Source organism: Paraburkholderia sp. J69-1 (genome assembly GCF_905220255.1).
Taxonomy (GTDB): domain Bacteria; phylum Pseudomonadota; class Gammaproteobacteria; order Burkholderiales; family Burkholderiaceae; genus Paraburkholderia.
In genome coordinates this window covers 1-752 of the sequence record NZ_CAJMZG010000081.1, presented here as the reverse complement: position 1 = coordinate 752, position 752 = coordinate 1, and the positions used below count along the sequence as shown (strand labels likewise).

Below are 752 nucleotides of genomic sequence, written 5' to 3'. Positions count from 1 at the left end.
GCTTCCTTGCCCGGCTCGTTCGTCAGGATCTGGTAGAACGACTTCTTCCAGTCCGCGCCAGCAGCCGCTGCCTTGAACGTGTCCGTGCTCGGCTCGACCACCGCGCCCGACTCGTTCTTCATGGCAGTGTAGACCATGTGATTTTGCTTGGCGTACGCCCACTCGACGTAGCCGATCGAGCCCGGCAGACGCTGAACGAAGGCGGCGACGCCGTCGTTGCCCTTACCGCCCGTACCCGTCGGCCAGTTGACCGTCGAGCCTTCGCCGACCTTGCTCTTCCACTCGGTGTTGACCTTCGAGAGGTAGTTCGTCCAGATGAAGCTGGTGCCCGAACCATCGGCGCGGCGAACCACGGCGATGTCCAGATCCGGCAGCTTGACCTTCGGGTTCAGGGCGGCAATCGCCGGATCATTCCACTTCTTGATCTTGCCGAGGTAGATGTCGCCGAGCACTTCGCCCGACAGCGTCAGTTCGCCAGCCTTGATGCCCGGCACGTTGATCGCCGGCACGACACCGCCCACCACCGTCGGGAACTGGAACAGGCCTTCCTTCGTCAGTTCGTCGTCCTTCAGGGGCGCGTCCGAACCTGCGAAGTCAACCGTCTTGGCGACGATCTGCTTGATACCGCCCGACGAGCCGATGCCTTGGTAGTTCACCTTGCCGCCGCCCGACTTTTGATAGGCATCCGCCCATTTCGTGTAGATCGGTGCTGCAAAGGTGCTGCCCGCGCCAGTGATGTCAGCAGCGTGGGC

Annotated in this window: 1 protein-coding gene; it reads right to left on the bottom strand. The window is 62.6% G+C overall.

From position 1 onward, the window contains the following. A partial coding sequence (gene pstS / locus U5A67_RS40460) for a phosphate ABC transporter substrate-binding protein PstS (protein ID WP_321959835.1) occupies positions 1-752 on the bottom strand: 752 nt, incomplete at both ends.